Genomic DNA, 21,402 nt, shown 5'->3' with positions numbered 1-21,402 from the left:
GGAGAAGGATTTTTTAACCCTCCGGCGGCAGCGGCACGTCTTCGGGCTTATCCAGCTGCAGGCCGTGGCGCATCAGCATCGGGATGTTGATCATCGCGAAGACGAGCGTCATCGGGATCACCGCCCAGGTCTTGAACGTCACCCACTGGTCCCAGGTGAGCATTTGCCGCATCACTTCGTTGAGCGCCGCCATGCCCGCAAAGAAGATCGTCCAGTTGATCGTCAGCAGGCGCCAGCCCTTCGCCGAGAGCCCGGGATAGGCTGTCTGCAGCAGCGTCTGGAGCAAGGGTTTATCTGCCCATAGGCCATAGCCGAGGATGATCGCGAACATCGCATAAACGATCGTCGGCTTGATCTGGATGAAGGTCTGGTCGTGGAAATAGAGCGTCAGCCCCCCGAACACTAGGACGAGCGCGCCCGAGATCCACAGCATCGGCGAGATGTGGCGCGTCTTCCACCAGCTCAGCGCCATTGCCGCGCCCATCGCCACCATGAAGGCGGCGGTCGCGGCGAAGATGCGCTCGAGCTGCGCGCCGGGGGCGAAGCTGTTGACGGCGAAGAATATGGCAAGCGGACCGAAATCGATCAGCATGCGAAGGCCTGGGGACGCGGCGGGCTTGGTACTGGCGTTCATCGGGTAAGCTCTTCCACTCCGGCGATGATCCGCGCAACCTCGTTCGCATCGAACGGGCGGAGATCGTCGACCTTTTCGCCCACGCCAATCGCATGGATCGGCAGGCCATATTTCTCGGCGGCCGCGACGAGGACACCGCCGCGCGCAGTACCGTCGAGCTTGGTCATCACCAGGCCGGTGACGCCGGCGACTTCCTTGAACACTTCGATCTGGCTGAGCGCGTTCTGGCCGGTGGTCGCGTCGAGGACGAGGACTACGTCGTGCGGCGCTGCGGGATTGAGGCGGCCGAGGACGCGGCGGATCTTGGCGAGTTCGTCCATCAGCTCGCGCTTGTTCTGGAGGCGTCCGGCAGTGTCGACGATGAGCACGTCGATGCCTTTCTCGGTGGCCTGCTTGACTGCTTCGAAGACCACGCCCGCCGCGTCGCCGCCCTCGGGGCCGGTGACGATTGGCACCCCGATCCTCTCGGCCCAGGTGCGGAGCTGGCCGATCGCGGCGGCGCGGAAGGTGTCGCCGGCAGCCAGCATCACGCCGTAATCCTGTTCGAGCAACAGGTTTGCGAGCTTGGCGATGGTGGTGGTCTTGCCGCTGCCGTTGACGCCGATGACTAGGATCACCTGCGGGCGGGGAAAGGCTTCGATTTCCAGCTTCTTGCTGACGGGCTCAAGGACCTTGGCGATCTCCTCGGCCACGATGAGCCGGATGCCGAGTTCCTCGAGATTGCGCTCGACCTGCGCCTCTTCGAGCCGGCTGCGGATCCGCGCGGCAGTAGCGGGGCCGAGATCGGAGGCGATCAGCGCTTCCTCGATCTCGTCGAGTTGATCGTTGTCGAGCCGGCCGAGCCCAAGCCCCGCCAAATTGCCAATCAGGCGATCGGAGGTTTTCTTGAACCCGCCGAGCAGGCGGTCGCGCCAGGAAGTGCTCATGCGATCAGCTTTCCGTCACGGGCGGCCTGAATTCTCACGCTGACGACTTCTCCGACATTGGACGGGGGCAGGCTGACCTCGGCGAAATTGCCGGCATGGCCGCTGGTTCCGGGGCGCTCTACCAGCACTTGCTGGGTGCTGCCTATCAGGCTTTGCAGCCAATCCGTCCGTGACTGTGCCGCGGCGGAGCGCAGGCGGGCGGCGCGGGCCTTCACGATTTCGGGCTCGACTTGCGGCATAAGCGCCGCGGGCGTGCCGGCACGGGGGCTGTAGGGGAAGATGTGCCCGTGGACGATCTGCGCGTCGGCGATCAACGCGAGCGAGTTGGCGAACATTGCCTCGGTCTCCGTCGGGAAGCCGGCGATCAGATCGGCGCCAATCGCGATGTCGGGACGTGCCGCGCGCAGCCGCTCGACCAGTGCGACACTCTCGGCGCGGCTGTGGCGGCGCTTCATGCGCTTGAGGATCATGTCGTCGCCCGCCTGTAGTGAGAGATGGACATGTGGCTGAACGCGCGGCTCCTGCGTGAGCAGCGCAAACAAGCGGTCGTCGATCTCGATGCCGTCGAGCGAGGAAAGGCGCAGGCGCTTGAGCGCGGGGACGTGCGACAGGATGCGCTCGACCAATGGGCCAAGGCTGGGCGCGCCGGGCAGATCGGCTCCGTAGCTGGTGAGATCGACTCCGGTGAGCACCACTTCCTTGTGGCTCTCGGCGAGCATCGCGATCCGATCGATCAGCGCGCCCGCGGGGACCGAGCGGCTGTTGCCGCGGCCATACGGAATCGCGCAGAAGGTGCAGCGATGGTCGCAGCCGTTCTGGACTTCGACAAAGGCGCGGGCGTGGGTCGAGAAGCTGGCGGCGAGATGCGGCGCGGTTTCGCGGACGGCCATGATGTCCTGCACCTGGACCGGTTCGGTCGAGCCCCAGGCGAAGGCGCTGAGCTTCTCGGCATTGCCAATCACTCGGCTGACTTCGGGCATTGCCGCGAATGATGCCGGGTCGATCTGCGCCGCGCATCCGGTGACGACCAGCTCGGCATCGGGGCGCTCGCGGCGGGCGCGGCGGATCGCCTTGCGGCTCTGCTTGACGGCTTCGTTGGTCACCGCGCAAGAGTTCACCACCACCGTGTCGCGCTCGCCGAGCAGCGCGCGGATGGTTTCGCTTTCGGCGATGTTCAGCCGGCAGCCGAGACTGATGATGTGAGGAGACGGCATTGGCGGACGATCTAGGGATGGGGGCGACGGATGTCCACGCACGGGCCCGCGAAGTGCTCGGCTTCTGGTTCGCGCTGACGCCCGAGCAGCATTTCGCCAAGTCCGAGCGGCTGGATCGTCAGATAGGCGAGCGCTTCGGTGCGCTTCGCGACGCGGTGCTTGCCAGCGAGGCAAAGGGCTGGCGCGACGATCCCGAGACGTTGCTCGCCGCGATCATCGTGCTCGATCAGTTCAGCCGGAACATGCATCGCGGAACCGCGGAGGCCTTTGCCGCCGACAAGCTGGCACGCGAACTGACACTGGGGGCACTCGACAAGCGCTGGGACGGCGGGATGAGCGGCGAATGGCTGCAGTTCCTCTATATGCCGCTGATGCATGCCGAGGACGAAGGGCTGCAGGATTTGTGCATTGAGAAGTTCGAAGCGCTGGGAAACCAGAATTCGCTCGATTTCGCGCATCAGCACGCGGGCGTGATCAGGCGGTTCGGGCGGTTTCCGTCACGAAATGCTGCGCTGGCACGAGAATCGACGGAAGCGGAGCGGGAATATCTCAGCCAGCCGGGGGCGGGGTGGTAATCCAATAACGACGAACTGGGGGTTAGCCCGCCTGACGCTGACTGGTTGCAACTCTCGGCGTTTCCACCGGCACTTCGCGAGCCAATGGCGCCTGGACCTGCTGGAGCAGGCGGCGCTCGGCGAGCAGGCGGCGAACGTTGGTGACCGACATCGGCCGGCCATAGAGCCAGCCCTGCGACTTGGCGCAGCCCAGTGCGCGCAGGCGCTCTTCGATCTCGGCGGTCTCGACGCCCTCGGCGGTGATCGGCAGATTGAGACTTTCGCCCAGGCCGACGATGGCATTGACGATTGCCGCCGAGTCCGCGTTGTCGATCAGCGACATCACGAAGCTCTTGTCGATCTTGATCCGATCGAAGGGCAATGCGCGAAGGTGCGCGAGCGACGAATAGCCGGTGCCGAAATCGTCGAGCGCAAGGCGGACGCCCTGGTTCTTGAGGCTGCCGACGATCGATTGCGCCAGCGCCAGATTGTCGAACAGCGAGCTTTCGGTGATCTCGACTTCGAGGCGATTGGCCGGGAAGCCGGTCTCGGTCAGCACCTTGATGATCTTCTGCGCCAGCCATGCGTCGCGAAGCTGCCAGGGCGAGATGTTGATCGACAGGCTGAGCGACTGATCCCAATCGCGCGCGGCGATAAAGGATTGGCGCATGATCGAAAGCGAGAGATCGGCGATCATGCCGGTTTCCTCCGCGATCGGAATGAACAGTTCCGGACTGATCAGCCCGCGGACCGGATGCTCCCAGCGCGCGAGCACTTCGAAGCCGTGGAGACGTCCGGTCGAGAGATCGACCTGCTGCTCGAAATAGGGGACGATCTCGCCGCGCGGGATCGCAGTGCGCAGGCCGCTTTCCAGCTCGTTGCGGACCTGAAGCTCGCGCTCCATCGAATGATCGAACCAGGCATAACGATTCCGCCCCGATTTCTTCGCCGCATACATCGCGATATCGGCCGAGCGCATCAGTGCGTCGATCGAAGCGCAGTCGAAGTCCGAACGCGCGACACCGAGCGAGCACGAGATATGCAGGCGAAGCCCCTCGGCCTCGAAGGGCTGGGCCATGCGGTGCACCAGCTTCTCGGCGATGCGCTCGACAAAGCTGGGCTCGGCGGGATCGAACAGGAAGCCGCACGAAAATTCATCGCCGCCCAGCCGCGCGGTCAGCGCGATCGGCGGCATCACCGCGGCAATCTCGGACGCGACGGCGCGGAGCAGCGCATCGCCCACCGCATGCCCGTGCATGTCGTTGACCGATTTGAAATTGTCGAGATCGAGCATCAGCATCGCCATCGCCTTGCGGCGGCGCTGGGCGCGCACGAACATCGCGGCGCCTTCCTCGGAGATCGAACGACGATTGAGGAAACCGGTCAGCGGATCGCGGGCTGCGAGCGCCTGGGCGCGCTCTTCGGCAGCGGCACGGATCTGCACCTCCTGGCTGAGAGCAGCGTGGCGCCGCCAGCCGAACAGGATCAGGGCAACGTTGAGCAACAGGGCAATGACGAGCGTTCGGTCGGCTGGCTCGGCGCCTTCGAAATAATGGCGCAGGGTCTTCGACAGCACCGAGCTGCCCGTTCCCACGAACAGCAGGATCGCGGCAACGCTGATCGCGCCCGAAAGCAGATTGGGCCGTTGGATATGGCCCTCTGCAATGATCTCGTCTTCGTGATCCAGCGACATAGCCGGGACACACTCCCCCATACGACAGTGCGGGGGTTTCGCATGGCGAGGGTATAGATCAGGTTAAGCGCTGAAACGATTTGGACACCAGTGGGGCCGGCGCGGGCGGTTGCGTTTGTCGGCAACCCCGTCTATGTGCCCGCCCATCCGTTCCACGGAACGCGAGACGCATCAGCGCCCACGGGTGCAGGCCGGCCGACGAGGTTTCGTCCGCCGGCTCGCTTTGCGTTTGGCGGAAGTGGCGCGAAATTTGGAGTGATTTGGTCCTTATGTTCGAGAGTCTGAGCGATCGGTTAGGCGGCGTATTCGAGCGCCTGCGGGGCCGTGGCGCGCTCTCCGAGACTGATGTGCGCACGGCGATGCGCGAAGTGCGGGTCGCCTTGCTCGAGGCCGACGTCGCGCTGCCGGTAGCGCGCGAGTTCGTCGAGAAGGTTACCGAACAGGCAGTCGGCCAGAATGTGCTGCGTTCGGTTACGCCGGGGCAGCAGGTCGTCAAGATCGTCCATGACGCGCTGGTCGACATGCTGGGCTCGGACACGTCCGAACTCGAACTGGGCGTCACGCCGCCTGCGGTGATCATGCTTGTCGGTCTTCAGGGCTCGGGCAAGACCACGACGACCGCTAAGCTTGCCAAGCTTCTCAAGAAGGACGGCAAGAAGATCATGATGGCGTCCTTGGACGTCAATCGCCCGGCCGCGCAGGAGCAGCTGGCCGTCCTCGGCACGCAGACTGAAGTGACGACGCTGCCGATCGTCGCGGGGCAGAATCCGGTCGAGATCGCCCGGCGCGCGATGAGCTCGGCGAAGCTGCAAGGCTTCGACGTGCTGATGCTCGATACGGCCGGCCGCCTTCACGTCGATCAGGCACTGATGGACGAGATGAAGGCAGTGGCGGACATCGCCAATCCTGCCGAAATCCTGCTCGTCGTCGACTCGCTGACCGGCCAGGACGCCGTTAACGTCGCCAAGAGCTTCAGCGAGCAGGTTCCGCTCACCGGGGTCATCCTGACGCGGATGGATGGCGACGCGCGCGGCGGCGCTGCGCTGTCGATGCGCGCCGTTACCGGCAAGCCGATCAAGTTCGCCGGCATGGGAGAGAAGCTCGACGCGATCGAGCAATTCCACCCGAAGCGCGTTGCCGGCCGTATCCTCGGCATGGGCGACGTCGTCAGCCTGGTCGAACGGGCTGCCGAGACGATCGACGCCGAAGAATCCGAGCGTATGGCCGCGCGGCTGCAAAAGGGTCAGTTCGATATGAACGACCTGCGCAGCCAGCTGACGCAAATGCGCAAGATGGGCGGGCTGGGCGCGCTGGCGGGGATGATCCCCGGCATGAAGAAGGCGCAGGCCGCGATGAACAATAGTGGGATGGACGATCGCATCCTGCTGCGCATGGACGCGATGATCACGTCGATGACGCCCAAGGAGCGCTCCAGGCCCGAGTTGCTCAATGCCAAGCGGAAGATTCGCGTGGCCAAGGGTAGCGGCGTGACCGTCCAGGACGTCAACAAGCTGCTCAAGATGCACCAGGAAATGCAGACCGCGATGAAGCGGCTCAAGAAGATGGGCGGGCTGAAGGGCATGCTGGGCATGCTCGGCAAGGGCGGCCCGGGTGGCGGCATGGCCGGGATCGGCAACGCCATTGGCGGCAAGGATATGGGCGAGATGATGGGCAAGATGGGCGGCAATCTGCCGGGCCTGCCGGGTGGCCCGAACCTGCCCCCCGGTTTCGAGAATTTGCTGAAGAAGAAATAGCCGTCACCCCGGCGAAAGCTGGGGTCCCAAGCGGCAAGGACACAACATCAACCAAAAGACCCCAGCTTTCGCTGGGGTGACGAATGTGAAGAAGGAAGATTTGTAATGGCTCTCTCTATGCGTCTTTCGCGCGGTGGCTCGAAGAAGCGTCCTTATTACCGGATCGTCGTTGCCGATGCGCGCAGCCCGCGCGACGGCAAGTTCCTCGAGAAGATAGGCACCTATAACCCGCTTCTCGCCAAGGATTCGGCCGACCGGATGAAGCTCGACACCGAGCGCGCCGCATATTGGCTCCAGATGGGTGCGCAGCCGACCGACCGCGTTGCTCGTTTCCTGGATGTGCTGGGCGTGAAGGAGCGCGCCGCCAAGAGCAATCCGAACAAGGGCAAGCCCGGCGAGAAGGCCGTCGAGCGCGCTGAAGAGCGTGCCGAGAAGGCCAAGGCCGCCGAGGAAGCCGCCGCAGAGGCAGCAGCCGCTCCGGCGCCCGAGCCCGTCGCTGAGGAGGCTCCGGTCGCCGAGGAAGCTCCTGCCGCCGAGGAAGCTCCTGCCGCTGAGGAGGCTCCTGCCGCAGTTGCCGAAGAGCAGGCCGAAACCGTCGAAGTGATGGCCGAAGCCGTCGAGGAAGCCACCCCGGAAGCAGCTCCGGCTGCTGAAGAGGCTCCCGCCGCAGAAGCGACCGCCGAGGAAGCTCCTGCCGCGGCAGAAGCAGCCGAAGCACCGGCTGCCGAAGCCACCGACGAAGAAAAGTCGCAGGGCTGAGGCTCTTGGACGCCATCATGCGTTTCTCTGGGGCAATAGCCTCAGGAGGAGCGCATGATGGCGAGTCAGCCCACCGGCCCGGACGATACCGAACGTGAAGAACCCGGTGACACCCAGACCAACCCCGCCGGCGTCTCCACCGACAAGCCAGCCGAAGGCGGAGACGACGCAGCCGCCAGGCAGCCCGGCAGCCCCGACGGCTGAGCGCGCAGTAACGCTCGCCGCCGTCATCGGCGCGCATGGCGTGGCGGGAGAAGTCCGCCTCAAGGTCTTTGGCGACGATCTTGCGAGCTATGCCTCGTTCAATCAGGGCACGCTGACGCTCAAGTCGCTGCGCCATGGTTCGAACGGGGCGATCGCGCGCTTCGCCGAAGTTGCGGACCGCAACGCTGCAGAGGCGCTGCGCGGGACGGCGCTGACCGTGCCGCGTTCGGCGCTGCCTGCGCTTGTCGAAGGCGAATATTACCATCATGACTTGCTCGGGCTGCCCGCGGTTTCGGACGGGGGCGAACCGCTGGGCGAAGTGGTGGCGATCGACAATTACGGCGCGGGCGACGTGCTAGAAATCGAGCGTCCTTCCGAAGACGGCAAGCCCGGCAAGCGCTTCATGGTGCCGATGAAGCCCGATGCAGTGCCCGAATGGAATGACCAGCGGCTGGTGATCTCGGCCGATTTCATCGAATGACCCGCATCGCGGTCCTCTCCGACATTCACGGCAATCTGCCTGCCCTCAAGGCGGTGGTCGCCGATGCGGAGCGGCAGGGCTGCACCAGCTTCATCAATCTTGGCGACATTCTTTCGGGGCCGCTCTGGCCGGCCGAGACTGCCGATTGGCTGATGGCGCGGGGCTGGCCGACGATTGCCGGCAATCACGAGCGCCAGTTGCTCACGCTCCCGCCCGAACGCAGCGGCGCCAGCGATGCCTTCACCCAGGCGGTGCTGACCGATGCCCATCGCGATTGGCTCGCGTCGCTGCCCGAGACGATGGAACTGCCCGGCATGCTGCTGGTCCATGGCACCCCGCGGTCGGATCTCGAGCATTTTCTCGAAACGGTGAAGCCAACAGGCGCACGCCGGGCGAGCGAAGCCGAAGTCACCGGGCGCCTGGGCGGAGCGAGGGCGCCGCTAACCTTGTGCGGGCATTCGCACATCCCGGGGGAGATGCGGCTCGGTGACGGTCGCACGGTCGCCAATCCCGGCAGCGTCGGGCTACAGGCATTCGACGACGACCATCCCTTTCCCTATCGCGTCGAGAATGGCGATCCGCGTGCGCGCTATGCGATCGTGGAAGACGGCAAGATCGTATTCCGATGCGCCGAATATGATCACCTGAGCGCCGCAGCCAAGGCCGAGCGCGAGGGATTTGTGGGCTGGGCCAGGGGCCTCGCGGTAGGCAAGCTTTAGCGCCGGATCGGGCGTTGTGCGTTGAGCATGTTACGGATCGTCGTCGCGGCAACGCCGGCTTCGCCCATTGCGTGGCTGATCTGGTCGAGCCCCTTGGCGACATCGCCCGCTGCGAACAGGCCCGGGATCGACGTGCGCTGATGGTCGTCGACCTCGAGGCAGCCGTCCTCGGCGGCCCGGGCGCCGGCCTGCACCGCAAGCTGCGAGCGTATCCGCGATCCGAGCGCCGGGTAGAGCGTATCGAAGCTGAGCCTGCCCCTGGCGGTGTCGAGGGCAATGCTGTCGCCCTCGATCGCGTAATTGCCGCACGGGCCATCGGCGCGCGCGATGCCCGCCGCATCGAGATCGCCCTCATGCTCCTCTTCGATCTGGTGCTCGGCATCGGGCGCGATCAGCGTGACATGGGCGCTATAGCCGCGCAGGAACAATGCCTCGCGCGCGCCATGCCCACCGGTCCCGACCACGGCGATGCGCTTGTCGGTGACTTCATAGCCGTCGCAGATCGGGCAGTAGCGGATCAGGCCGCGCTGGAGCGCTTCGTCGTGCAGCGTATCGGGCATCTTCGGACGATGGTTGACCACGCCGGTAGCCAGCAGCACCGAGCGCGCACCATATTCGCGCTCGCCCACGCGCACCCCGAAGCCGTCCTCGAGCACGCGCAGCCCAGTGACTTTAGCCTGCTCGCGCACCGCGCCGTATTTCTCGGCCTGGGCGAGCATCAGCGCGAGCAGTTCCTTGCCCGAAATCCCGTCCGGATAGCCGGCATGGTTATGCGTGCACGGGATCAGCGCCGCGCGGCTGTCCCCGGCATCGAAAAGCCGGATCGAGAGATGAAAGCGCGCGAGATAGATCGCCGCCGTAAGCCCCGCCGGTCCGCCGCCGATGATGATGCAATCGTCCATTGTGCGGCGAAGCGCTCGAATGAAGAGAACGTTCCTTGACGTAATGCCCGAATGTATATACGCAATGTATATACGGAGGAAGCCATGGTGAAGGAATACCGCGCAAAGACCTTCAAGTCGGGCAATTCGCTTGCGCTGCGCTTGCCCAAGAGCCTCGGGCTTCGTGAAGGCGAGGAGATGGTCCTGCGTGAGGATCGCGGAAAATTCACATTCGAGCCCGCCCCCAAGGAAGGGCGGAAGATCGATCTCACCGGCATCTACGGATCGATCCCCGGGCTGGAGCGCATGGCGATGGACGAGAACGAGCGGGATTGGGACGGCGGCGCAAAACGTGATTGAGCCGGTCTATCTTCTGGACACCAAATTCTGCATCGATCTGTTGGTTGGGCGAAGCCCCCGCGGCGCAGCACGAGTGCAGGAATGCATGGATGGCACGCTCGTCACATCGTCGATCGTCTATGCCGAGGTCATGGTCGGCGCCGAACTGCGCGGGCAAGGCGAGGCGGCGGCAGCCTTCTTTCGGCAGGTTGCCGCCTTACCCTTCGACATCAAGGCTGGAGACGTCTACGCGACCTTGCCATTCAAGCGCGCCAATTTCGACCGTCTGACCGCGTCGCACGCGCTCTCGCTCGGGCTCGTGCTGGTAACCAGCAACGAGCGCGATTTCGACCTCCTTGGCCTAAAGATCGAGAACTGGACCCTGTGACCTTTGCCGCGACCGTCCTGACGCTCTACCCCGAGATGTTCCCCGGGCCCCTGGGTATATCCCTTGCCGGCCGCGCGCTGCGGGAGGACAAGTGGAGCCTGAAGGCGGTGCAGATCCGCGACTTCGCGACCGACCGGCACAAGTCCGTCGACGACACGCCCGCGGGCGGCGGGGCAGGGATGGTGATGCGCGCCGATGTCCTCGCCGCAGCGCTCGACAGCGTCCCCGCAGGGTGCCCGGTATTGGCGATGACGCCGCGCGGCACGACGCTCAGCCAGGCGCGGGTTCGGGCGCTGGCGGAGGGCCCCGGGGTCACCATCCTGTGCGGCCGGTTCGAGGGGCTCGACGAACGGATATTCGAGGCTCGCGATATCGAGCAGGTCTCGATCGGTGACTATATCCTCTCCGGCGGCGAGATGGCCGCTCTCACGCTCCTGGATGCTTGCATTCGGCTGCTTCCCGGAGTAATGGGCGCGCCTTCAAGCGGCATGGACGAGAGCTTCGAAACGGGGCTTCTCGAATATCCGCAATATACCCGACCTGCTGAATGGGAAGGGCGCACGATCCCCGAAGTGCTGCGATCGGGGGATCATGCGAGGATCGAGGCATGGCGTAAGAGCCGCGCCGAGACCGACACACGGCTAAGGAGGCCGGACCTTTGGGAGCGCCATGAGGGCGCTCGGGTCAGTTCTCCCTCTGGCGCGCGGCAAAAGAAGGAAGAATGACATGAACGTCATCCAGACGCTCGAGGCGGAAAACATCGCCAAGTTCTACGAGACCAAGAAGATTCCGGATTTCCGCCCCGGCGACACGCTCAAGGTCGGCGTCAAGGTCGTCGAAGGCGAGCGCACCCGCGTTCAGAACTATGAAGGCGTGTGCATCGCCCGTTCGAACAAGGGCATGGGCAGCAACTTCACCGTTCGCAAGATTTCGTTCGGCGAAGGCGTCGAGCGCGTCTTCCCGCTTTATTCGCCGAACATCGACAGCATCGAAGTCGTCCGCAAGGGCGTCGTGCGTCGTGCGAAGCTCTATTATCTGCGTGGCCGCACCGGCAAGTCGGCGCGTATCGCCGAGCGCCGCGACGTGCGCCCGACTGCGGAAGCGACCGCAGCCGAATAAGCTTTTCGGGCGATGCCCGGTGTGAAAAGACAGGGCGTGGAGGCTTCGGCTTCCGCGCCCGTTTTCGTGCGGGGGGGACGATGTTCAAATATCGGTGCAATCGGCCAACCTATTTCGCATGGCTGACGCTGCTGGTCGCGGTGATGGTGGTGCTGGCGATGGTCATGGAGAAGCCGCCCGGAAAGGGTGAGCTCATCCTCATCATCCTCGGCGCGCCGCGCCTGCATGACATTGGACGCAGCGGCTGGTGGATGACGGTGCCGGTCGGAATCGAACTGCTGATGCTCGTGGCGCTGATCAAAAGCGACGCTCCGCTCGAGGACATGCGGATTGCTGCCGGCGTCCTTGTCTTCCGTTTTCCTGGCCGCGATGGTCGTGCTGGGCCTGATCCCCGGCGAGAAGGACCCCAACAAATGGCGCGATCCGCCACCGGCAGGAATCAACTGGCGCCGGCGCAAGACGAACTAAGGGATATTTGGCGCTCCCGGCCCGTTGGGTTAGTATGCGGGATATGCGAAGCCACGGGCCAGCGATCGGAAGGATGACCCAATTGCGGTTGTTCGCCGCTTCGCTGTGGCTGACGCTGGCGACGGCGGTGTTCTGCGCCGTCGTGCCGGTCGGCCTGCCGCACAGCGCTTCGCATGGATCGGCGTTCAACCCTGGCAACAGCGTCGTCGCGCTCCATGCCTCGTCCGGTGCCAACCGCGCGGTGCTCAAGCGCATCGCCGAGGGCGACCCGGCGCCCACGGCATCGGCGGGAGCCGATATCGTCGCGCCCAGCGATCGCTTCGAAATCGCCGCGCCGCTGCTCGCCGACAGCGCGCCGCAACGCACCGACGCCTCGGCCCTTACAACCTCTACGCACCGTATCGCGGCGTATCCGCGCGGCCCTCCGCTCGCCTGACTTCTCGCCGCGGCCACGCGCCGCATGTTGGACCTGCGAGCCCCAAGGCTGCGCATCCGGAGAAGTCACATGGAAAACGCAGAAAAGCGTCCGCCCTGGTGGTTCGTAACCGCCGTCTGGGGCGGGATCGCCGGATCGGCAGCGGCGCTCGCCGCAGTCATCGGCGCAACGGCGGAATAGCCGCAAAAAAGTCGCCGGACGGGAGCGATCCCGCCCGGCGCACTAATTCAGCGGCCCCGCTCAATCGGCGGCGGCAAGCGCATCCTTGAGTTGCTTGGCCCGATCATGCCCGCGCATGACGGAATCGAAGCAGACGCGGATCACGCCGTTCGTGCCCGATGAGATATGCTCGTCAGCGATCGCGCGCTCGAACTCTTCCTTGAGATAATCCTCACCGCGCTCGACCTCGCTGAGGATCGCATGGTCGCCGCCGCCCAGTGCCAGGCGAAGATCCTCGACACGGCGGTGCAGCGTCGCCGCGGCCGAGCCATAATCGGCAGGCGTGCCGCCCAGTTCGCGGCTGCGCGCGGAAAGCGCATCGACCACTTGGCGGCGCTCGGACGCCATCGTCACGAAGAATTCGGTGTAGCGATCGCTCTCGGCATGCTCGGCCGAATGCTCATAGCCCTTGATGCTGTCGATCACGGTGACGATCAGATCGTCCAGCTTGGCGATATCGGTATTGTCGGACATTGGGCGCTCCTATCGGTTGCCGCAGGACAACTTGCGCTGGCCCGGCTTGCTCCCGGCAAAGAGAGTCAATCGGTCCTTAATGCGGGGCATAGCTGACGATCTCGAACTCGGTGCCGTCGGGATCGAGAAAGTAGAAGCGGCGCCCCGGCTCGTAATCGCCATGGGCAAAGGGGACGAGCCCGGCGGCGGCCACGCGGCGCTCGATTTCGTCGATATCATCGACCTGGATGCCGACATGGTTAAGCGGCTCGCCCTTCTCAAACCGGCGCTGCAGGCCTTCCGGCGGCGTGTACACCGCCAGATAAGTGGTATCGTCGCCCACATGGATTACCCGGCCATTGTCGCGGGCCGGGCCCTGCCAGCGGATCCGCCAGCCGAACAGATCGTGGAACAGCGTTGCCGTGCGCTCGGGATCGCTGACAGTGAGATTGACGTGCTCGATAAAGGGAGCGGGCATGGGATTTCCTCCTAGCTGGATTGCCATGCCATGAGCAGCTACAACCTCAACCTAAGTTGAGGTCAAGCGGGAAATTGCGATGCGCGGAAACGAGCTTCTGACGATCGGTGAGCTGGCCGCGCGAACCGGAATCGCCGTATCCGCAGTGCGCTTCTACGAAGCCAAGGGCCTGGTCCATCCGATCCGCACGCAGGGCAATCAGCGCCGCTTCCTGCGATCGGACATCCGCCGCATATCGTTCGCGCTGATCGCCCAGCAACTGGGCTTCACCTTGCCCCAGATCGCCGCCGAGCTGGCGCGGCTGCCGCAGGAGCGCGCGCCCAATGCCAGCGAATGGAAGCGCATCGGCCAGGGGTTTCGCCGCGTCATCGAGCAGCGGGTCGCCCAATTGCAGCGCGCGCTCGACGATCTCGACGGCTGCATCGGCTGTGGCTGCCTCAGCCTCAAAAAGTGTGCGCTGTACAATCCGGACGATCGGGCCGGGCGCGGCGGCACCGGGCCGCGATTCATTGCGGTAGGGCGCTCGGTTGCGATGGGGGAGGTGGGTTGAAACTATTTACCACCCCCGGCGAAGGCCGGGGCCCAGTCGCAATGTCGTCGACAACGCGCGGCGCCGCCGGGAGTATGGCGCAACTGGCCTCAGCCTTCGGAGGCGGGACCTGCCCAGGCCACCGCCCTTTACCCCGGTCAATTCCCCAGCAATAAGGCCGCGCAAGGAGACTTTGGGAATGCGTAAATGGTTGGCAGCAATGGCTTTGGCAGGCGTTTCGGTCGTGGCGAGTAGCGTCGCGGCGCAGGCCCAGGATCTGCCGCTCGAACGCGTTTTCGCCAGTCCGGAGCTATCGGGACCGGCACCGCGGCTGCCCAAATTGTCGCCCGATGGGTCGCTGCTGACGCTGCTGCGCAACCGCGCCGACGAGAGGGACCGGTTCGACCTGTGGGCAATGGACACCGCCACGGGCAAATGGCGGATGCTGGTCGATTCGAAGAAGGTCGGTTCGGGCGCCGAGCTTTCGGAAGCCGAGAAGATGCAGCGCGAGCGCGCACGCATCACCAACGCCCGCGGCATCGTCAATTATAGCTGGTCGAGCGACGGCAAGAGCATCATCGTGCCGCTGGATGGCGACGTCTATCTCGCCGGCACCGATGGCAAGGTCCAGCGCCTGACCAATTCGCCCGAGGGCGAGCTCAATCCCGCGATCAGCCCCCAGGGCAATTATTTCAGCTTCGCGCGCGGGCAGAACTTCTGGGTCCAGCCGCTCAAAGGCGGCGAGGCGCGCCAGCTCACCAATGATGGCGCGGGCACCGTGCATTGGGGCGAGGCGCAGTTCGTCGAGCAGGAGGAAATGCACCGCTACGAAGGCTATTGGTGGTCGCCGACCGAGCAATATATCGCCGTCGAGCGCTTCGACGAGGCGCGCGTCGGCGTGGTCAGCCGCGCGGCGATCGGTGCCGAGGGCACGCGCGTCTATTCGCAGCGCTATCCGGCGGCGGGCACCCCCAATGCCGTGGTCGAGCTTTATGTGATGAAGCCCGATGGCAGCGCCCGGGTAAAGGTCGATCTCGGCACCAACGACGACATCTATGTCGCGCGGGTCAATTGGGCACCCGATGGCAAGGCGCTCTACGTCCAGCGCCAGAGCCGCGACCAGAAGATTCTCGACATGCTCAAGGTCGATCCCGCCACCGGCAAGTCCAGCGTGATCTTCACCGAGCGCGCCAAGACCTGGCTCAACATCACCGACGCCTATAAATTTCTCGAAGACGGCAGCCTGATCTGGGCTTCCGAGCGCGACGGCTATCGCCACCTCTATCACTTCAACAAGGGCAAGTGGCGCCAGCTCACCAAGGGCGCATGGGTGGTCAAGGATCTGGCCGGGGTCGACGAGAAGGCCGGCAAGGTCTTCTTCGTCGCCAATAAGGACACGCCGCTGGAGATGCAGGTCTATTCGATCGACCTGAAGCGGCCGGACGCAGTGACCCAACTGACCGAAGCCGGCTTCTTCAATGCGGCGGCGATGAACAAGAGCGCGACGCGCTTCATCGTCTCGCGTTCGAACGCCGGTCAGCCTACCCAATCCTATCTCGCCGACCAGACCGGTAACCGCCTTGCCTGGATCGAGGAGAATGCGCTGAAGCCCGGCCATCCTTATTACCCGTTCCTCGCCAGCCACCGCGCGGCGCAATACGGCACGCTCAAGGCCACGGACGGCTCGACGCTTTACTGGTCGATGATCACGCCCAAGATGGAGCCGGGCCGCAAATACCCCGTTTTCGTCGAATATTATGGCGGCCCAGGCACCGGCCAGCAGGTCGCACACAAGTGGCAGAGCCCGCTGACCCAGCACATCGTCGATCGCGGATACATCTATTTCCAGATCGACAATCGCGGCTCGAACTTCCGTGGCAAGGCCTTCGAGGACCAGATCTTCCAGAAGCTCGGCACGGTCGAAGTCGAGGATCAGATCGCGGGCATCGACTATCTCAAGTCGCAGCCCTTCGTCGATGCCGATCGGATCGGCGGCTATGGCTGGTCCTATGGTGGGTTCATGACGCTCAAGCTGCTCGAACAGCATCCGGGCGTGTTCGCGGCGGGCATATCGGGCGCGCCGGTGGTGAAGTGGGGCCTCTACGACACCCATTATACCGAGCGCTATCTGGGCGACCCCAACAAGGATCCCAAGGCCTATGCCGCGGCAGATACCATCGCCGATGCCGGCAAGATCCGCGATCCGATGCTGCTGATGCACGGCATGTCCGACGACAATGTCGTCCTCGACAACGCCACTGCGCTCGCCGCTAAGCTACAGGCGGAGAACCGTCCGTTCGAGATGATGCTCTATCCGGGCAAGGCCCATAGCGCCCCGCGGGACATCCACGTGTGGACGACGGTGCTGAACTTCATGGACCGGAATGTGAAGAACAAGCGGTGACGTCCCGCACTTCGTCACCCTGAACTTGTTTTAGGGTCCAGCCCTCCACGGTCGAGAGCCTCGCATGTGGAGGGTTGGATGCTGAAACAAGTCCAGCATGACGGGGAGGGAGGGTCAGCGCCTCCCAACAATTTCTTTCAACTCCCACGCTCGCCACGCAGCTTTCCGTCTGCTAGGCGCCTGCCATGCTTCGTAAACGAACTACCAAACGAATTACGACCCGCGCCTGACCGGCGCGAAGGCCGTTTTTATGGCCGCGAGCACAGGAATGCACTCGCATTCCGCATCCTTCCGAACCAAATAGCATCCCGCCGCTGCATCCGCGTGCGGACCTGAAAGGACCGAAAATGGGCTATCGTGTCGTCGTCGCAGGCGCCACCGGCAATGTCGGGCGCGAAATGCTGAACATCCTGGCCGAGCGGGAATTCCCGATCGACGAACTGGCGGTGCTCGCCTCGTCGCGCAGCCAGGGCGACATGGTCGATTTCGGCGAGACCGGGAAACAATATAAAGTCCAGAATATCGACAATTTCGATCCTGCGGGATGGGACATGGCGCTGTTTGCGATCGGCTCCGAAGGCTCGGCGCTGCACGCCCCGCGCTTCGCCGCGGCGGGCTGCGTAGTGATCGACAATGCCTCGCTCTACCGCATGGATCCGGACGTGCCGCTGATCGTGCCGGAAGTAAATCCCGAGGCGATCGATGGCTACAAGGCGCGCAACATCATCGCCAATCCGAACTGCTCGACCGCGCAGATGGTCGTCGCGCTCAAGCCGCTTCATGATGCGGCGAAAATCAAGCGCGTCGTGGTTGCGACCTATCAATCGGTGTCGGGCGCGGGCAAGGCCGGAATGGACGAGTTGTTCGAGCAGAGCCGCAATATCTTCGTGGGCGACAGCGCCGAGGCCAAGAAGTTCACCAAGCAGATCGCCTTCAACGTGATCCCGCACATCGACAGCTTCCTCGACGATGGATCGACCAAGGAAGAGTGGAAGATGGTGGTCGAGACCAAGAAGATCCTCGATCCCAAGATCAAGGTAACCGCGACCTGCGTGCGCGTGCCGGTGTTCGTAGGGCATTCGGAGGCGATCAACATCGAGTTCGAAGACGAGATCAGCGCCGAGCAGGCCAAGACCATCCTGCGCGAGGCGCCGGGCGTGATGCTGATCGATAAGCATGAGGATGGCGGTTACATCACTCCGATCGAGTGCGTCGGCGAGTTCGCGACCTTCATCAGCCGCGTTCGCGAGGATTCGACCGTGGATAGCGGCCTCAGCCTGTGGTGCGTCAGCGACAATCTCCGCAAGGGCGCGGCGCTCAATGCCGTGCAGATCGCGGAATTGCTCGGGCGGCGGCACCTGAAAAAGGCCGCCTGACCTCCAAACCAGCGGAAGAGCTTAAGGGCCGGGGCGCGCGCTTCGGCCCTTTGCTCTGTCAGTGCCCCGCCGCCGCCGGATCGGGCTTCTCGACCGGCCCCTTCGGCTTGCGCAGGAAAATCACCAGCGGCACCGATAGCGCCGTGACGATCGCCATCGCGTAGAAATCGTTGAGATAGCCGATCATCGCCGCCTGGCGGTTGATCTCGGCATTGGCCATCGCCAGCACGGTCTCGCCGCTGCCGCCCAGCATCTGGAGCAGGCCCGGATCCATCGTATCGAGATTTTCGGGCGTGATGTTGGGCACCAGAGCGGCATGGCTCTGCTGGATGCTCCGCGCCAGGATCGTCGTGACCAGCGAAATGCCGACCGATGCGCCGATATTGCGCGTCAGGTTGATCAGTGAAGCGCCCTCGGTGCGCTGGTGCGGCGGCAGCGTCGCGAAGGCCAGGCCGTTCAGCGGCATGAACACCAGCCCCATGCCGAGCCCCTGAACGAACCCGGAAACGATGATCGGCCAGGTGCCCATCTCCAGCGACCAATGCGTCATCTGCCACAGCGAATAAGCGGCGAGCACCATGCCGAGCCCGACCACGATCCGCGGATCCAGGCCTTTTTGGATCAGCCGCGCCGAAATCGCCATCGTCAGGATCACGCCGAAGCCGCGCGGCATCAGCAGGATGCCGGTATCGAACACCGAGTGGCCGTAGAGGTTCTGCAGCATCGGCGGCAGCAGCGCCATCGTCGCCATCATCACCACGCCGATGACGAGCATGAAGAACATTGCCGTCACCAGATTGCGGTTCCGCCACAATGCCCGCTCGAACATCGGGTGCTTGCCCATCGCCATATGGACGACAAACATCCACAGCGCCACGATCGCGACCAGCATCTCGATCCAGATCTCTGTAGATCCCAGCCAATCCTCACCCTGGCCGCGATCGAGCATCAGCTGAAGCGCGGAGATGCCGATCGCCAACAGCGCGAAGCCGAACAGGTCGAATGGGCGCCGGCGGACCGGCCGCGTCGGCAGCAGCCACCACAGGATTGCGACGCAGATCACGCCCAGCGGCAGATTGACGAAGAACACCCAGCGCCAGTTGAAATTGTCGGTCAGCCAGCCGCCGATCACCGGGCCCATGATCGGGCCGACCATGATCCCCATACCCCAGATCGCCATGGCCTTGGCCTGGCGCTCGGGGGGATTGATATCGAGCATCACCGTCTGGCTGAGCGGGTTCATGAACGCGGCGCAGATGCCTTGGAAGATGCGGAACACCACCATCTGCTCGAGATTCTGGGCCGTGCCGCAGAGCGCCGAGGCGATGACGAAGCCGATCGTCGACCATAGGAACAGATTGCGCGAACCGACCCGGTCGGAGAGCCAGCCGGTGATCGGGATCGCGATGGCAACGGCAACGATATAGCTGGTCAACACCCAGGTGATCGTATCCGCCGAGGCGCCGAGCTGTGTCGTCATGTGCGGCAGCGCGACATTGGCGATCGTCGTGTCGAGGATCTGCATGATCGTCGCCAGCATGACGCCGAAGGTCAGCAGGCCGCGATTGACGACCGGCAGCGCCGCGACCCCTGGCTGGGGCTTCGCGGGTGCGGCGGGAGTGTCGGACTGGGCGGCGGTGGCCATTGGCTAGATCTCTTCCCCTCCCTGCAAGGGAGGGGTTAGGGGGTGGGTGGAGTGCTCGCGCTACTGCGCCATCGTGTCTATCTTATCCGTATCGCCCGGACCCGACCCACCGCCCCCCTCCGTTGCAGGGAGGGGGAGCGGAAGGCGGGGCCGTGCGTCAGTTCACAACATCCACAACGACATCGGCCGAAAGCCCCGCGATCAGCGGCCGCGGGCTGGCCTCGTCGATGGCGATGCGCACCGGCACGCGCTGGGTAACCTTCACCCAATTGCCATTTGCATTCTGCGCCGGCAGCACCGAGAATTCCGAGCCGGTGCCCGCGCCGATCGAGGCGACATGCGCCTTCAAGTGCAGGCCCGGATAGGCGTCGAAGCTCACTTCGGCCTTTTGCCCGACGCGCATCTTGTTGAGGTCGGTTTCCTTGAAATTGGCCTCGAGCCACGCGCCCTGGCCGCGAACAATGGTGACGGCGGGAAGTCCGGTCATCATCATCTGGCCGATCTGGAGGCGGTCCGCCTGGCTGATGATGCCGTCGATCGGCGCATAAACCTTGGTGCGGCTGAGATCGAGCTGCGCCTTGCTGAGCTGGACGCGCGCAGCAGCAAGCTGCGGGTTCTCTCCGGCGGATCCGGTCGAAAGCTTCGAGCGTGCTTCGGCGGCATCGGACTGCGCGCTGGAAACCTGGGCACGCGCCTGCTGTACCGAATGCTCGGACTGTTCGAGCCGGGCACGAGTGGTGAAGCCGCTCTTCATCAGCTCCGCCTGGCGATTATAATCCTGCTGGGCGGCCTGGAGGCTGTCGCGCGCGGCCTGGATGTCCGAGCCGGTGCCGGCATAGCTGGTCTGCAGCGTCTGGACGTTGACCTGGGCGGCGGCAATCTGCGCCTGGGCGGATGCGACGGCGATCCGATAGGGCTCCGGATCGATCTCGAAGAGCAGGTCGCCCTTCTTTACGATCTGGTTCTCCTTGACCGCGACATTGACGATGCGGCCGGCGACATCGGCCGAAACCGAAACCTTGTCCTGGCTGACATAGGCATTGTCGGTCGAAACCGTGCGGCCGCCGGTCGCCCAGAAATAGCCGACGATCCCGAGCAGGATGATCGGCACGCCGAACATCAGCAGTGGGCGCAGCCAGCTGCGCTTGGTGCGAACGACCTCGACCGTGTCTTCGATCGGTTCAGCCACGGTCTCTGCCACGATCGTCTCCTCGGACGGCTTCCGGATTTTGGGGTCTGCTTCAGCCATTTGCGGCCTCTTTGCCTTCTTGAGTGTTGGTCAGGTTCGCGCGGATCGCATTGAGCGATCCGATGAGTTCGTCGCGTTGGCGCGCATCCAACCCATGAAGCGCGCCTTCGATCATTTCACCGGCGATGCCGTGGAGATCTTTCAAAACGGGGCGCGCCTTTTCGGTCAGATGGATGCGCCATGCGCGGCGGTCGGCAGGGTCCCGGCGGCGCTCGACCATTCCGGCTTCCTCGAGTCGGTCGATCATGCGGCAGGCGGTGATCGGCTCGACTTCGAGCAACTCGGCGAGCTGCCCCTGGTTGAGCCCTTCGCGCCGTTCGAGAATCTTGAGCGTGCGCCACTGCGGGCCGGTCGCCCCGGTGGTGCGTGCGCGCTCGTCGAAGCGGCGCCGCATCAGGCGGGAGACATCGCTCATCAGAAAGCCTAGGGTCTCGGTCATTGCATGCATATAATAAGCACAGTTATCAATTGCAATCGGCA

At 64.3% G+C, this 21,402-nt stretch carries 23 protein-coding genes and 1 pseudogene; 14 read left to right on the top strand and 10 right to left on the bottom strand.

Features of this window, described 5'->3' with window-relative positions; genetic code table 11:
* Positions 1-13 precede the first annotated feature (13 nt).
* Genes ispZ through mtaB form a run of 3 tightly spaced genes read right to left on the bottom strand, consistent with a single transcriptional unit; the run spans position 14 to position 2,774 of the window.
* Positions 14-634: a septation protein IspZ gene (ispZ, locus tag ACZZZM_RS13980; RefSeq protein ID WP_463595696.1), complete on the bottom strand. Its 621-nt coding sequence runs from the start codon at positions 632-634 to the stop codon at positions 14-16.
* On the bottom strand, positions 631-1,560 hold the full coding sequence (ftsY, locus tag ACZZZM_RS13975) for a signal recognition particle-docking protein FtsY (protein WP_463595695.1): 930 nt from the start codon (positions 1,558-1,560) through the stop codon (positions 631-633). The genes ispZ and ftsY overlap by 4 nt, the downstream gene beginning before the upstream one ends.
* Entirely contained in the window at positions 1,557-2,774 is a 1,218-nt protein-coding gene (gene mtaB / locus ACZZZM_RS13970; RefSeq protein WP_463595694.1) for a tRNA (N(6)-L-threonylcarbamoyladenosine(37)-C(2))-methylthiotransferase MtaB, read from the bottom strand. Before mtaB ends, ftsY begins: the two co-directional genes overlap by 4 nt.
* Here mtaB and ACZZZM_RS13965 point away from each other — a divergent pair.
* Positions 2,774-3,349, top strand: a complete 576-nt coding sequence (locus ACZZZM_RS13965) for a DUF924 family protein (RefSeq protein WP_463595693.1) — start codon at positions 2,774-2,776, stop codon at positions 3,347-3,349. The genes mtaB and ACZZZM_RS13965 overlap by 1 nt on opposite strands.
* Positions 3,350-3,371: 22 nt before the next feature.
* Here ACZZZM_RS13965 and ACZZZM_RS13960 read toward each other — a convergent pair whose 3' ends face one another.
* Positions 3,372-5,021: a putative bifunctional diguanylate cyclase/phosphodiesterase gene (locus tag ACZZZM_RS13960; RefSeq protein ID WP_463595692.1), complete on the bottom strand. Its 1,650-nt coding sequence runs from the start codon at positions 5,019-5,021 to the stop codon at positions 3,372-3,374.
* Between the two features lie 269 nt (positions 5,022-5,290).
* Between ACZZZM_RS13960 and ffh the strand changes: the two genes are divergently transcribed.
* The 4 genes and pseudogenes from ffh to ACZZZM_RS13940 all read left to right on the top strand — a co-directional run bounded on the left by ffh (position 5,291) and on the right by ACZZZM_RS13940 (position 8,938).
* Positions 5,291-6,775, top strand: coding sequence for a signal recognition particle protein (ffh, locus tag ACZZZM_RS13955; RefSeq protein WP_463595691.1), 1,485 nt, complete (start codon positions 5,291-5,293; stop codon positions 6,773-6,775).
* A gap of 105 nt (positions 6,776-6,880) precedes the next feature.
* Positions 6,881-7,342, top strand: a pseudogene (gene rpsP / locus ACZZZM_RS13950) (30S ribosomal protein S16); the annotation flags it as partial.
* A 298-nt stretch (positions 7,343-7,640) separates the two neighbouring features.
* Complete coding sequence (gene rimM / locus ACZZZM_RS13945) at positions 7,641-8,219, top strand: ribosome maturation factor RimM (RefSeq protein ID WP_463596450.1); 579 nt, start codon at positions 7,641-7,643, stop codon at positions 8,217-8,219.
* On the top strand, positions 8,216-8,938 hold the full coding sequence (locus ACZZZM_RS13940) for a metallophosphoesterase family protein (RefSeq protein WP_463595690.1): 723 nt from the start codon (positions 8,216-8,218) through the stop codon (positions 8,936-8,938). The genes rimM and ACZZZM_RS13940 overlap by 4 nt, the downstream gene beginning before the upstream one ends.
* Here ACZZZM_RS13940 and ACZZZM_RS13935 read toward each other — a convergent pair.
* A complete protein-coding gene (locus tag ACZZZM_RS13935) occupies positions 8,935-9,840 on the bottom strand; it encodes an NAD(P)/FAD-dependent oxidoreductase (protein ID WP_463595689.1) in 906 nt (301 codons plus the stop codon). The two genes, ACZZZM_RS13940 and ACZZZM_RS13935, sit on opposite strands and share 4 nt — an antisense overlap.
* Positions 9,841-9,924: 84 nt before the next feature.
* Here ACZZZM_RS13935 and ACZZZM_RS13930 point away from each other — a divergent pair, with 84 nt between their 5' ends.
* The 6 genes from ACZZZM_RS13930 (at position 9,925) to ACZZZM_RS13905 (ending at position 12,569) form a co-directional block, all read left to right on the top strand.
* A complete protein-coding gene (locus tag ACZZZM_RS13930) occupies positions 9,925-10,179 on the top strand; it encodes an AbrB/MazE/SpoVT family DNA-binding domain-containing protein (protein WP_463595688.1) in 255 nt (84 codons plus the stop codon).
* Complete coding sequence (locus tag ACZZZM_RS13925) at positions 10,172-10,546, top strand: PIN domain-containing protein (protein WP_463595687.1); 375 nt, start codon at positions 10,172-10,174, stop codon at positions 10,544-10,546. The genes ACZZZM_RS13930 and ACZZZM_RS13925 overlap by 8 nt, the downstream gene beginning before the upstream one ends.
* Positions 10,543-11,271: a tRNA (guanosine(37)-N1)-methyltransferase TrmD gene (gene trmD, locus ACZZZM_RS13920; RefSeq protein ID WP_463595686.1), complete on the top strand. Its 729-nt coding sequence runs from the start codon at positions 10,543-10,545 to the stop codon at positions 11,269-11,271. Before ACZZZM_RS13925 ends, trmD begins: the two co-directional genes overlap by 4 nt.
* A 1-nt stretch (position 11,272) precedes the next feature.
* Positions 11,273-11,665: a 50S ribosomal protein L19 gene (rplS, locus tag ACZZZM_RS13915; RefSeq protein WP_463595685.1), complete on the top strand. Its 393-nt coding sequence runs from the start codon at positions 11,273-11,275 to the stop codon at positions 11,663-11,665.
* An 80-nt stretch (positions 11,666-11,745) separates the two neighbouring features.
* Complete coding sequence (locus ACZZZM_RS13910) at positions 11,746-12,210, top strand: DUF805 domain-containing protein (RefSeq protein WP_463595684.1); 465 nt, start codon at positions 11,746-11,748, stop codon at positions 12,208-12,210.
* Positions 12,207-12,569 (top strand): hypothetical protein, encoded by a 363-nt coding sequence (locus tag ACZZZM_RS13905; RefSeq protein ID WP_463595683.1) that lies wholly within the window; start codon positions 12,207-12,209, stop codon positions 12,567-12,569. The genes ACZZZM_RS13910 and ACZZZM_RS13905 overlap by 4 nt, the downstream gene beginning before the upstream one ends.
* A gap of 240 nt (positions 12,570-12,809) precedes the next feature.
* Here ACZZZM_RS13905 and ACZZZM_RS13900 read toward each other — a convergent pair whose 3' ends face one another.
* Positions 12,810-13,262: a ferritin-like domain-containing protein gene (locus ACZZZM_RS13900; RefSeq protein ID WP_463595682.1), complete on the bottom strand. Its 453-nt coding sequence runs from the start codon at positions 13,260-13,262 to the stop codon at positions 12,810-12,812.
* 76 nt (positions 13,263-13,338) lie between these two features.
* Positions 13,339-13,719, bottom strand: coding sequence for a VOC family protein (locus tag ACZZZM_RS13895; protein WP_463595681.1), 381 nt, complete (start codon positions 13,717-13,719; stop codon positions 13,339-13,341).
* Between the two features lie 79 nt (positions 13,720-13,798).
* Here ACZZZM_RS13895 and soxR point away from each other — a divergent pair, with 79 nt between their 5' ends.
* The 3 genes from soxR (at position 13,799) to ACZZZM_RS13880 (ending at position 18,028) form a co-directional block, all read left to right on the top strand.
* Complete coding sequence (gene soxR / locus ACZZZM_RS13890; RefSeq protein WP_463595680.1) at positions 13,799-14,269, top strand: redox-sensitive transcriptional activator SoxR; 471 nt, start codon at positions 13,799-13,801, stop codon at positions 14,267-14,269.
* Between the two features lie 178 nt (positions 14,270-14,447).
* Positions 14,448-16,652 (top strand): S9 family peptidase, encoded by a 2,205-nt coding sequence (locus ACZZZM_RS13885; RefSeq protein ID WP_463595679.1) that lies wholly within the window; start codon positions 14,448-14,450, stop codon positions 16,650-16,652.
* 347 nt (positions 16,653-16,999) lie between these two features.
* Positions 17,000-18,028 (top strand): aspartate-semialdehyde dehydrogenase, encoded by a 1,029-nt coding sequence (locus ACZZZM_RS13880; RefSeq protein ID WP_463595678.1) that lies wholly within the window; start codon positions 17,000-17,002, stop codon positions 18,026-18,028.
* A gap of 58 nt (positions 18,029-18,086) precedes the next feature.
* On the opposite strand, the gene ACZZZM_RS13875 is transcribed toward ACZZZM_RS13880, so the two are convergent.
* The 3 genes from ACZZZM_RS13875 to ACZZZM_RS13865 form a co-directional block, all read right to left on the bottom strand.
* Complete coding sequence (locus ACZZZM_RS13875; protein WP_463595677.1) at positions 18,087-19,673, bottom strand: DHA2 family efflux MFS transporter permease subunit; 1,587 nt, start codon at positions 19,671-19,673, stop codon at positions 18,087-18,089.
* Positions 19,674-19,830: 157 nt separating this feature from the next.
* Positions 19,831-20,922, bottom strand: coding sequence for an HlyD family secretion protein (locus ACZZZM_RS13870; protein WP_463595676.1), 1,092 nt, complete (start codon positions 20,920-20,922; stop codon positions 19,831-19,833).
* Positions 20,915-21,361 carry a MarR family winged helix-turn-helix transcriptional regulator gene (locus ACZZZM_RS13865; protein WP_463595675.1) on the bottom strand — a complete coding sequence of 149 codons (447 nt, stop codon included), beginning with the start codon at positions 21,359-21,361 and terminating at the stop codon, positions 20,915-20,917. The genes ACZZZM_RS13870 and ACZZZM_RS13865 overlap by 8 nt, the downstream gene beginning before the upstream one ends.
* Positions 21,362-21,402: the final 41 nt, after the last annotated feature.

Source organism: Sphingomonas sp. AC522 (assembly GCF_979258125.1).
This window is presented reverse-complemented; position numbering and strand designations above follow the sequence as displayed.

What these genes read in the sequence shown, in the direction of transcription:
- ACZZZM_RS13930 (WP_463595688.1), top strand. Translation starts at nt 9,925, where the DNA reads ATGGTGAAGGAATACCGCGCAAAGACCTTCAAGTCGGGCAATTCGCTT.
- rplS (WP_463595685.1), top strand. Translation starts at nt 11,273, where the DNA reads ATGAACGTCATCCAGACGCTCGAGGCGGAAAACATCGCCAAGTTCTAC.
- ispZ (WP_463595696.1), bottom strand. Translation starts at nt 634, where the DNA reads ATGAACGCCAGTACCAAGCCCGCCGCGTCCCCAGGCCTTCGCATGCTG.
- soxR (WP_463595680.1), top strand. Translation starts at nt 13,799, where the DNA reads ATGCGCGGAAACGAGCTTCTGACGATCGGTGAGCTGGCCGCGCGAACC.
- ACZZZM_RS13865 (WP_463595675.1), bottom strand. Translation starts at nt 21,361, where the DNA reads ATGACCGAGACCCTAGGCTTTCTGATGAGCGATGTCTCCCGCCTGATG.
- ACZZZM_RS13895 (WP_463595681.1), bottom strand. Translation starts at nt 13,719, where the DNA reads ATGCCCGCTCCCTTTATCGAGCACGTCAATCTCACTGTCAGCGATCCC.
- ACZZZM_RS13940 (WP_463595690.1), top strand. Translation starts at nt 8,216, where the DNA reads ATGACCCGCATCGCGGTCCTCTCCGACATTCACGGCAATCTGCCTGCC.
- ACZZZM_RS13880 (WP_463595678.1), top strand. Translation starts at nt 17,000, where the DNA reads ATGGGCTATCGTGTCGTCGTCGCAGGCGCCACCGGCAATGTCGGGCGC.
- ACZZZM_RS13885 (WP_463595679.1), top strand. Translation starts at nt 14,448, where the DNA reads ATGCGTAAATGGTTGGCAGCAATGGCTTTGGCAGGCGTTTCGGTCGTG.
- ffh (WP_463595691.1), top strand. Translation starts at nt 5,291, where the DNA reads ATGTTCGAGAGTCTGAGCGATCGGTTAGGCGGCGTATTCGAGCGCCTG.
- ACZZZM_RS13905 (WP_463595683.1), top strand. Translation starts at nt 12,207, where the DNA reads ATGACCCAATTGCGGTTGTTCGCCGCTTCGCTGTGGCTGACGCTGGCG.
- ACZZZM_RS13870 (WP_463595676.1), bottom strand. Translation starts at nt 20,922, where the DNA reads ATGGCTGAAGCAGACCCCAAAATCCGGAAGCCGTCCGAGGAGACGATC.
- ACZZZM_RS13935 (WP_463595689.1), bottom strand. Translation starts at nt 9,840, where the DNA reads ATGGACGATTGCATCATCATCGGCGGCGGACCGGCGGGGCTTACGGCG.
- mtaB (WP_463595694.1), bottom strand. Translation starts at nt 2,774, where the DNA reads ATGCCGTCTCCTCACATCATCAGTCTCGGCTGCCGGCTGAACATCGCC.
- ACZZZM_RS13960 (WP_463595692.1), bottom strand. Translation starts at nt 5,021, where the DNA reads ATGTCGCTGGATCACGAAGACGAGATCATTGCAGAGGGCCATATCCAA.
- ACZZZM_RS13875 (WP_463595677.1), bottom strand. Translation starts at nt 19,673, where the DNA reads ATGGCCACCGCCGCCCAGTCCGACACTCCCGCCGCACCCGCGAAGCCC.
- ACZZZM_RS13900 (WP_463595682.1), bottom strand. Translation starts at nt 13,262, where the DNA reads ATGTCCGACAATACCGATATCGCCAAGCTGGACGATCTGATCGTCACC.
- ftsY (WP_463595695.1), bottom strand. Translation starts at nt 1,560, where the DNA reads ATGAGCACTTCCTGGCGCGACCGCCTGCTCGGCGGGTTCAAGAAAACC.
- ACZZZM_RS13910 (WP_463595684.1), top strand. Translation starts at nt 11,746, where the DNA reads ATGTTCAAATATCGGTGCAATCGGCCAACCTATTTCGCATGGCTGACG.